This window comes from Paenibacillus sp. FSL L8-0502, assembly GCF_038593055.1.
GTDB classification, from domain to species: Bacteria; Bacillota; Bacilli; order Paenibacillales; family Paenibacillaceae; genus Paenibacillus; species Paenibacillus polymyxa_D.
Genome location: NZ_CP151958.1, coordinates 412,501 through 420,000 on the forward strand (window position 1 = coordinate 412,501; position 7,500 = coordinate 420,000).

Consider the following 7,500-nt stretch of genomic DNA (forward strand, 5'->3'; position numbering starts at 1 on the left):
GTTGAAAAATGCGGGGATGAGGTGGGGGTAGCGGAGAAATTCCAATCGAACCCGGAGATAGCTGGTTCTCCCCGAAATAGCTTTAGGGCTAGCCTCGGAAAGAAGAATCGTGGAGGTAGAGCACTGATTGGGTGCGGGGCCCGCAAGGGTTACCAAGCTCAGTCAAACTCCGAATGCCATAGATTTAGTTCCGGGAGTCAGACAGTGAGTGCTAAGATCCATTGTCGAAAGGGAAACAGCCCAGACCATCAGCTAAGGTCCCCAAGTGTGTGTTAAGTGGGAAAGGATGTGGAGTTGCACAGACAACCAGGATGTTGGCTTAGAAGCAGCCACCATTGAAAGAGTGCGTAATAGCTCACTGGTCGAGTGACTCTGCGCCGAAAATGTAACGGGGCTAAACACACCACCGAAGCTATGGCTTGATGCTTTGCATCAGGGGTAGGGGAGCGTTGAATGCGGGTTGAAGGTGTACCGTAAGGAGCGCTGGACTGCATTCAAGTGAGAATGCCGGTATGAGTAACGAAAAGATCTGTGAGAATCAGATCCGCCGAAAGCCTAAGGGTTCCTGAGGAAGGTTCGTCCGCTCAGGGTAAGTCGGGACCTAAGGCGAGGCCGATAGGCGTAGTCGAAGGACAACAGGTCGAAATTCCTGTACCACCGTAATCCGTTATGAGCGATGGGGTGACGCAGTAGGGTAGTGACGCGGACTGATGGATGTCCGTCTAAGCAGTGAGGCTGGTGTGTAGGCAAATCCGCACATCGTTAAGGCTGGGCTGTGATGGGGAGCGAAAATTGTAGTAGCGAAGGTCATGATCTCAGACTGCCAAGAAAAGCCTCTAGCCAGGAGAAGGTGCCCGTACCGCAAACCGACACAGGTAGGCGAGAAGAGAATTCTAAGGCGCGCGGAAGAACTCTCGTTAAGGAACTCGGCAAAATGACCCCGTAACTTCGGGAGAAGGGGTGCCTCGGTAGGGTGAATAGCCCGAGGGGGCCGCAGTGAAAAGGCCCAAGCGACTGTTTAGCAAAAACACAGGTCTGTGCGAAGCCGCAAGGCGAAGTATACGGGCTGACGCCTGCCCGGTGCTGGAAGGTTAAGGGGAGTGGTAAGCCCTTCGGGGCGAAGCTATGAACCGAAGCCCCAGTAAACGGCGGCCGTAACTATAACGGTCCTAAGGTAGCGAAATTCCTTGTCAGGTAAATTCTGACCCGCACGAATGGCGTAACGACTTGGGCGCTGTCTCAACGAGAGATCCGGTGAAATTTTAATACCTGTGAAGATGCAGGTTACCCGCGACAAGACGGAAAGACCCCATGGAGCTTTACTGCAGCTTGATATTGAATTTGGGTACGATCTGTACAGGATAGGTGGGAGCCGTCGAACTTTGAGCGCCAGCTTGAAGGGAGGCATCCTTGGGATACCACCCTGATCGTATCTAGGTTCTAACTTGGTACCGTAAACCGGTGCGAGGACAGTGTCAGGTGGGCAGTTTGACTGGGGCGGTCGCCTCCTAAAGAGTAACGGAGGCGCCCCAAGGTTCCCTCAGAATGGTTGGAAATCATTCGAAGAGTGCAAAGGCAGAAGGGAGCTTGACTGCGAGACCTACAAGTCGAGCAGGGACGAAAGTCGGGCTTAGTGATCCGGTGGTACCGCATGGAAGGGCCATCGCTCAACGGATAAAAGCTACCCTGGGGATAACAGGCTTATCTCCCCCAAGAGTCCACATCGACGGGGAGGTTTGGCACCTCGATGTCGGCTCATCGCATCCTGGGGCTGAAGTAGGTCCCAAGGGTTGGGCTGTTCGCCCATTAAAGCGGTACGCGAGCTGGGTTCAGAACGTCGTGAGACAGTTCGGTCCCTATCTGTCGTGGGCGTAGGAAATTTGAGAGGAGCTGTCCTTAGTACGAGAGGACCGGGATGGACGTACCGCTGGTGTACCAGTTGTTCCGCCAGGAGCACCGCTGGGTAGCTATGTACGGAAGGGATAAGCGCTGAAAGCATCTAAGCGTGAAGCCCCCCTCAAGATGAGATTTCCCAATTAGTAAGACCCCTTGAAGACGACGAGGTAGATAGGTTGGGGGTGGAAGTGCAGTAATGCATGGAGCTGACCAATACTAATCGGTCGAGGGCTTATCCTAAAAAATAAAACGCAAATGAGTTTCGGATCCAGTTTTCAGGGTGTAACCTTGAACGTATGTACAAGTGACATACAACAAGCGCATGGCTATTCATTCACACGACAAGTGGTGAGCCGAATAACCGTACGGAAGAATTTGCGTAGCAAATTCATGTTTGGTGGCGATAGCGGAGGGGTTCCACACGTACCCATCCCGAACACGACCGTTAAGCCCTCCAGCGCCGATGGTACTTGGACCGCAGGGTCCTGGGAGAGTAGGACGTCGCCAAGCGATATCCTTTAGAGGATGATAATGTTTTACATGTTAGGGCCTTTAGCTCAGCTGGTTAGAGCGCACCCCTGATAAGGGTGAGGTCGGTGGTTCGAGTCCACTAAGGCCCACCACTTCTAGAATAACAAAAAATTGGGGCCATAGCTCAGCTGGGAGAGCGCCTGCCTTGCACGCAGGAGGTCAGCGGTTCGATCCCGCTTGGCTCCACCAATATTCCCTGATAGCTCAGTTGGTAGAGCACTCGACTGTTAATCGAGTTGTCACAGGTTCGAGTCCTGTTCGGGGAGCCATATTTTGAATATTTCTGAATTTTATATATTAAGGTGGCGGCGTAGCTCAGCTGGCTAGAGCGTACGGTTCATACCCGTGAGGTCGGGGGTTCGATCCCCTCTGCCGCTACTCGGAGAGATACCCAAGTGGCTATAAGGGGACCCTCTGCTAAGGGGTTAGACTGCGAAAGTGGTGCGAGGGTTCGAATCCCTCTCTCTCCGCCATCAATTTATTGAGACCAGAACTTATTTTGCAAGGCCCGTTGGTCAAGGGGTTAAGACACCTCCCTTTCACGGAGGTAACAGGGGTTCGAATCCCCTACGGGTCATAATATGGAGGCTTAGCTCAGCTGGGAGAGCATCTGCCTTACAAGCAGAGGGTCGGGGGTTCGATCCCCTCAGCCTCCACCATAAGAAAATTTGAGAATGCCTTTTAATGTCGCGGGGTGGAGCAGTTCGGTAGCTCGTCGGGCTCATAACCCGAAGGTCGTAGGTTCAAATCCTGCCCCCGCAATTAATTTCCTATTGGAAATGCCTCTGGAACTGTGGTGTAGAGGCCTAACATGCCTGCCTGTCACGCAGGAGATCGCGGGTTCGAATCCCGTCAGTTCCGCCATTTTAACTTCATATATAATTGGCATATATAATGCGGTTATATGATGTAGTAATAAAATAAAATATGGCTCGGTAGCTCAGTCGGTAGAGCAGAGGACTGAAAATCCTCGTGTCGGCGGTTCGATTCCGTCCCGAGCCACCTTTCAAGTGGGAAATGAGTAATGTGCCGGTGTAGCTCAACTGGTAGAGCAACTGACTTGTAATCAGTAGGTTGGGGGTTCAAGTCCTCTCGCCGGCACCATTTTGGAGGATTAGCGAAGTGGCCAAACGCATCAGACTGTAAATCTGCTCCCTTACGGGTTCGGTGGTTCGAATCCATCATCCTCCACCAGTCTTTTCATAATCATATGGCGGTCGTGGCGAAGTGGTTAACGCACCGGACTGTGACTCCGGCATTCGTGGGTTCAAGCCCCATCGGCCGCCCTTTATTCTTAATCTATTGGGGATTAGCCAAGCGGTAAGGCAACGGACTTTGACTCCGTCATGCATAGGTTCAAATCCTATATCCCCAGCCATTAAGAGCCATTAGCTCAGTTGGTAGAGCACCTGACTTTTAATCAGGGTGTCGAAGGTTCGAGTCCTTCATGGCTCACCATTTATAATTATTTTGCGGTCGTGGCGGAATTGGCAGACGCGCACGGTTCAGGTCCGTGTGGGCTAACCCCCGTGGAGGTTCGAGTCCTCTCGACCGCACCATATTTTGCGGACGTGGCTCAGCGGTAGAGCATCGCCTTGCCAAGGCGAGGGTCGCGGGTTCGATTCCCGTCGTCCGCTCCATTATCCATACGGCGCCATAGCCAAGTGGTAAGGCAAAGCTCTGCAAAAGCTTCATCCCCAGTTCAAATCTGGGTGGCGCCTTGACTACTCATTATGGAATTTAATATGCGCCCTTAGCTCAGCTGGATAGAGCGTTTGACTACGAATCAAAAGGCCGGGAGTTCGAATCTCTCAGGGCGCGCCATTTCTTAAAAAATGTATAATGTCGGGATGTAGCTCAGCTTGGTAGAGCACCTGGTTTGGGACCAGGGGGTCGCATGTTCAAATCGTGTCATCCCGATACTGTTTTGCGGGTGTAGTTCAATGGTAGAACTCCAGCCTTCCAAGCTGGTAGCGTGGGTTCGATTCCCATCACCCGCTTTTTGCTATAGCGGATTCTTGTTGCCTCAGTGGTGACACCTTATAAATAAAGAGAGCCTGTCTGGGGACAGAGCTCTCTCTTTTTTTGTATTTATCCTCATGTAATCCACAATGTGTTGATTATCCATAATCTTCGGTATCGGTGTATATCGTTCTGATCATACAACTGGCATACACCGATAACCGATCTAGTGGACAGTTTTTATACGGGAATGGTCAGCTGGATGGAGGTTCCCTCGTCTGGAGCAGAGGTTATGCTCATAAATCCCCCTACCCCTCTAGCTCGTTCTTCCATACTGAACAATCCAACTCCCTCTCCTTGGGACTTTCCAGAGAATCCAATGCCTTTATCCCGAATGGTCACTTGTATCATTTCATTTTGATCCTCAACGTCGACATATGCCTCTGCTACATCTGCGTATTTGGCTACATTCGTTAACGCCTCTTGTACAATCCGATAAATTGTAATTTCCTTGCGAATATCAACCCGTTTACGTAGATTGCATTGAAAATGCACCTCAATCCCGTAATGAGAACAGAAGTTTTCAATATAGGTTCTTATGGCTGGGACGACACCCAGATCATCCAGAACTGAGGGACGAAGTTCCCACGCTAGACCACGAACATCTTTGATGATGTCGGTCACCTGCGAACGAAGATTCTCCAGAGTAGCACTAGGTTGTTCGGCAAGTTGGCTATCCAATTGGATAATAAGTGAAAATAAGCTTTGCCCTATCCCATCATGCAGCTCTCTTGAAAAGCGTTTACGTTCTTCTTCCTGTATTTGCATGACTTGTGTCATCATAGACTGAAGTTCAGCTTCTACTCTCTTCAGTTTAGTGACCTCATTGCGGATCGCTAAGTACTGATAGGGTTTACCTTCCTCGTCCATAAACGGAACGATCGTAGTATTCACCCAGTAGTAGCTGTTATCTTTAGCACGATTACGTATTTCTCCTTGCCATACCTCACCTGAACGGATCGTAGTCCACAGATTTTTCATGAAGGCGGGGGTATGATAGCCTGAATTAATGAGACGATGATCCTGACCGATCAACTCTTCACGACTGTATTGCGAAATCTCACAGAACTTGTCGTTTACGTACTGAATAATACCTCGATGATCGGTCAAAGCAACGATGGAAGACGCATCTAGAGCAAATTTCAGATTGGATAATTGGTGGAGTGAGTTACGCAGCGCATGAAGAAAAGGGGATTCTGGTATATAAATTTCCAGATCATTCAGCAGTTTATCGGTTGATTCACCAAAGGCATGCTGCAGTAAAGGGTTAGAAGGTTCATTCATAATGGAGCAGCCCCTTTTTTAGTGCGAATTTGACTAGCTCAGGTCGTGTTTTCAAGTTAAGCTTCTCCATAAGATTGCTTTTATGGGACTCTACGGTTTTGACACTAATCACCAGGTGCTCGGCAATTTCCTTGTTGGCATATCCTTTGGCTACCCAGGATAGAATCTCTTTCTCCCGCTCAGACAAGGATTCATAGGGTCCGGCTATGCCTTCCTGTTTGATTTTGTCCAGATATTCACTCATCAGTCGTTTGGTTGCATTCGGGTACAAATAGGCACTACCTTCGGCCACAGACTGGATGGCAGCGAGTAACTCCTCGTGAGGTGCGCTTTTTAAAATATATCCGGATGCTCCAGCCTGAATGGCTCGGAATAGATATTCTTCATCGTCATGCATCGTTAAAATAAGGACTTCTGTATTGGGCAACTGTTTTTTTAATTCAGTGGTTGCCGTGAGACCATCTTTGCCAGGTGGCATGCTAAAATCCATGAGCACAACATGAGGTTGTAACTCCACTGCCTTGCAGATAGCCTCATCCCCGTCTGCTGCATCTCCTACTACCTTAATACCGTTTTTGCCGTCCAATAGGGCCATGAGGCCAGAACGTACGACAACGTGATCATCCACTACTAGTATACGAATCAATTTGTCATCCCCTCGAACGGTAAAAAACCGTACGTTTTGTCATAATCATAGCAAATTTTAGGGATTTCAATCAACAAAGATAGTTAGGGACAGCTATATCAAGTATCTGATGAGGTTCATTATCTATAGAAACATTGTTGAGCTATGGAGTGAGAGGGTAAGCACATAGTTGGCTAAGGCGTTGAGCGACTTGAGTAGCCTCGGCTATATCAGACTCTGTGAACATCCTCACATCACGATTACCAAGAAGCAGCACACCGTTGGGCAGATCCCCTGTGCTGGAAAAGGGAATGGCAACAGCAGAGTGAAGCTGCTCGGCCAGCATTAGTGCACATTCCTGACGCAGACGTATACTACCTGATAGCAAAGCACTTACAGTTACGGTACGTCCCAAGCGAACAGCCATCCCGGCAATACCATGGCCAATCTTAAAAGAAATAAGGCGATAGCGATTGCTTCGGCTGCCGGAGGCGTAATACCAATGCAACTTACCACCTGACTTGGACATAAATGCAAGGGCAGTGAGATCACCATAAATAGTATCTCTCAACTGGTTCAGTTCTTTTCGCATTTCATCCGTTATTTGTAGCATAGAAGACACATCCTTTTTCATAACCAAACTATATCTCTAGTTCATTGTAGTTTCGACAGTTGCAAAAGTAGATCGGGGAACCCCCTGATCTATAGGCGCAGGAAACACTGACTTTTCATCTGGTCGGATAAGGAGTAGGGAAATGGTCGATAAATGGGGCGTTAGCTTACTTCAGAAGTGATATTTATCACAGCAAATCAGGGAGTAGGAAGGTATAAAATCAGGTGTTCTCCCGATAACAACCCAGGCGTTAAAACATTATGATATAGATATCAGGTAAACACGAGGAGGACGCTAACATGCAAGCCACTTGTATGGAACGGTTTGGGGACGAAGCGGAACGCACGGGAATTCAGATTTATTTGACAGATGAGCATTTTGATCTGCTAAAAGATATTATGTCCTGGAAGAAGGTAAAGGCAGGCGTTATGCTTTTCCGAGAGGGCGATGATGCAGAGCAGCTTTATTATATACATTCAGGTCATGTCAAACTTCGTAAATCGACAGAAGATGGTAAAGAACTGATTCT

The 7,500-nt window shown here is 48.9% G+C and carries 4 protein-coding genes, 21 tRNA genes and 2 rRNA genes (2 of these 27 cut by a window edge); 24 read left to right on the forward strand and 3 right to left on the reverse strand.

Annotated elements, in window-relative coordinates; genetic code table 11:
* From NSQ57_RS01765 to NSQ57_RS01875, 23 genes are all read left to right on the forward strand, one after another.
* Nucleotides 1-2,136, forward strand: a 23S ribosomal RNA gene (locus NSQ57_RS01765) (it extends 794 nt beyond the left edge of the window).
* Nucleotides 2,137-2,289: 153 nt separating this feature from the next.
* A 5S ribosomal RNA gene (rrf, locus tag NSQ57_RS01770) occupies nucleotides 2,290-2,406 on the forward strand.
* Between the two features lie 36 nt (nucleotides 2,407-2,442).
* A tRNA-Ile gene (locus tag NSQ57_RS01775) sits at nucleotides 2,443-2,519 on the forward strand.
* A 21-nt stretch (nucleotides 2,520-2,540) separates the two neighbouring features.
* Nucleotides 2,541-2,616, forward strand: a tRNA-Ala gene (locus NSQ57_RS01780).
* A 4-nt stretch (nucleotides 2,617-2,620) separates the two neighbouring features.
* A tRNA-Asn gene (locus tag NSQ57_RS01785) sits at nucleotides 2,621-2,696 on the forward strand.
* Between the two features lie 35 nt (nucleotides 2,697-2,731).
* Nucleotides 2,732-2,805 (forward strand) — tRNA-Met (locus NSQ57_RS01790).
* A 3-nt stretch (nucleotides 2,806-2,808) separates the two neighbouring features.
* Nucleotides 2,809-2,900: transfer RNA gene (locus NSQ57_RS01795), tRNA-Ser, on the forward strand.
* Between the two features lie 32 nt (nucleotides 2,901-2,932).
* Nucleotides 2,933-3,004: transfer RNA gene (locus tag NSQ57_RS01800), tRNA-Glu, on the forward strand.
* A gap of 6 nt (nucleotides 3,005-3,010) precedes the next feature.
* Nucleotides 3,011-3,086 (forward strand) — tRNA-Val (locus tag NSQ57_RS01805).
* 29 nt (nucleotides 3,087-3,115) lie between these two features.
* Nucleotides 3,116-3,189, forward strand: a tRNA-Met gene (locus tag NSQ57_RS01810).
* A 25-nt stretch (nucleotides 3,190-3,214) separates the two neighbouring features.
* A tRNA-Asp gene (locus tag NSQ57_RS01815) sits at nucleotides 3,215-3,291 on the forward strand.
* A gap of 65 nt (nucleotides 3,292-3,356) precedes the next feature.
* Nucleotides 3,357-3,429 (forward strand) — tRNA-Phe (locus tag NSQ57_RS01820).
* A gap of 26 nt (nucleotides 3,430-3,455) precedes the next feature.
* Nucleotides 3,456-3,531: transfer RNA gene (locus tag NSQ57_RS01825), tRNA-Thr, on the forward strand.
* 4 nt (nucleotides 3,532-3,535) lie between these two features.
* Nucleotides 3,536-3,621: transfer RNA gene (locus NSQ57_RS01830), tRNA-Tyr, on the forward strand.
* Between the two features lie 19 nt (nucleotides 3,622-3,640).
* Nucleotides 3,641-3,713 (forward strand) — tRNA-His (locus NSQ57_RS01835).
* Between the two features lie 17 nt (nucleotides 3,714-3,730).
* A tRNA-Gln gene (locus NSQ57_RS01840) sits at nucleotides 3,731-3,805 on the forward strand.
* Nucleotides 3,806-3,809: 4 nt separating this feature from the next.
* Nucleotides 3,810-3,885 (forward strand) — tRNA-Lys (locus NSQ57_RS01845).
* Nucleotides 3,886-3,899: 14 nt separating this feature from the next.
* Nucleotides 3,900-3,986: transfer RNA gene (locus NSQ57_RS01850), tRNA-Leu, on the forward strand.
* A 6-nt stretch (nucleotides 3,987-3,992) separates the two neighbouring features.
* Nucleotides 3,993-4,067 (forward strand) — tRNA-Gly (locus NSQ57_RS01855).
* 10 nt (nucleotides 4,068-4,077) lie between these two features.
* Nucleotides 4,078-4,148: transfer RNA gene (locus tag NSQ57_RS01860), tRNA-Cys, on the forward strand.
* Nucleotides 4,149-4,174: 26 nt separating this feature from the next.
* Nucleotides 4,175-4,251: transfer RNA gene (locus NSQ57_RS01865), tRNA-Arg, on the forward strand.
* Nucleotides 4,252-4,273: 22 nt separating this feature from the next.
* Nucleotides 4,274-4,347 (forward strand) — tRNA-Pro (locus tag NSQ57_RS01870).
* Nucleotides 4,348-4,356: 9 nt separating this feature from the next.
* Nucleotides 4,357-4,427, forward strand: a tRNA-Gly gene (locus tag NSQ57_RS01875).
* A gap of 202 nt (nucleotides 4,428-4,629) precedes the next feature.
* Here the strand turns inward: NSQ57_RS01875 and NSQ57_RS01880 are convergent.
* From NSQ57_RS01880 to NSQ57_RS01890, 3 genes are all read right to left on the reverse strand, one after another.
* Nucleotides 4,630-5,733: a PAS domain-containing protein gene (locus NSQ57_RS01880; RefSeq protein WP_342425560.1), complete on the reverse strand. Its 1,104-nt coding sequence runs from the start codon at nucleotides 5,731-5,733 to the stop codon at nucleotides 4,630-4,632.
* Complete coding sequence (locus tag NSQ57_RS01885; RefSeq protein ID WP_342425561.1) at nucleotides 5,726-6,379, reverse strand: response regulator transcription factor; 654 nt, start codon at nucleotides 6,377-6,379, stop codon at nucleotides 5,726-5,728. Before NSQ57_RS01885 ends, NSQ57_RS01880 begins: the two co-directional genes overlap by 8 nt.
* 142 nt (nucleotides 6,380-6,521) lie before the next feature.
* Nucleotides 6,522-6,971, reverse strand: a complete 450-nt coding sequence (locus tag NSQ57_RS01890) for a GAF domain-containing protein (protein ID WP_029516025.1) — start codon at nucleotides 6,969-6,971, stop codon at nucleotides 6,522-6,524.
* Nucleotides 6,972-7,270: 299 nt separating this feature from the next.
* Here NSQ57_RS01890 and NSQ57_RS01895 point away from each other — a divergent pair, with 299 nt between their 5' ends.
* On the forward strand, nucleotides 7,271-7,500 hold the 5' end (the start) of the coding sequence (locus NSQ57_RS01895) for a Crp/Fnr family transcriptional regulator (RefSeq protein WP_029516024.1). 511 nt of this gene lie beyond the right edge of the window; only the first 230 of its 741 coding nucleotides appear in the window; the start codon lies at nucleotides 7,271-7,273; the stop codon falls past the right edge of the window.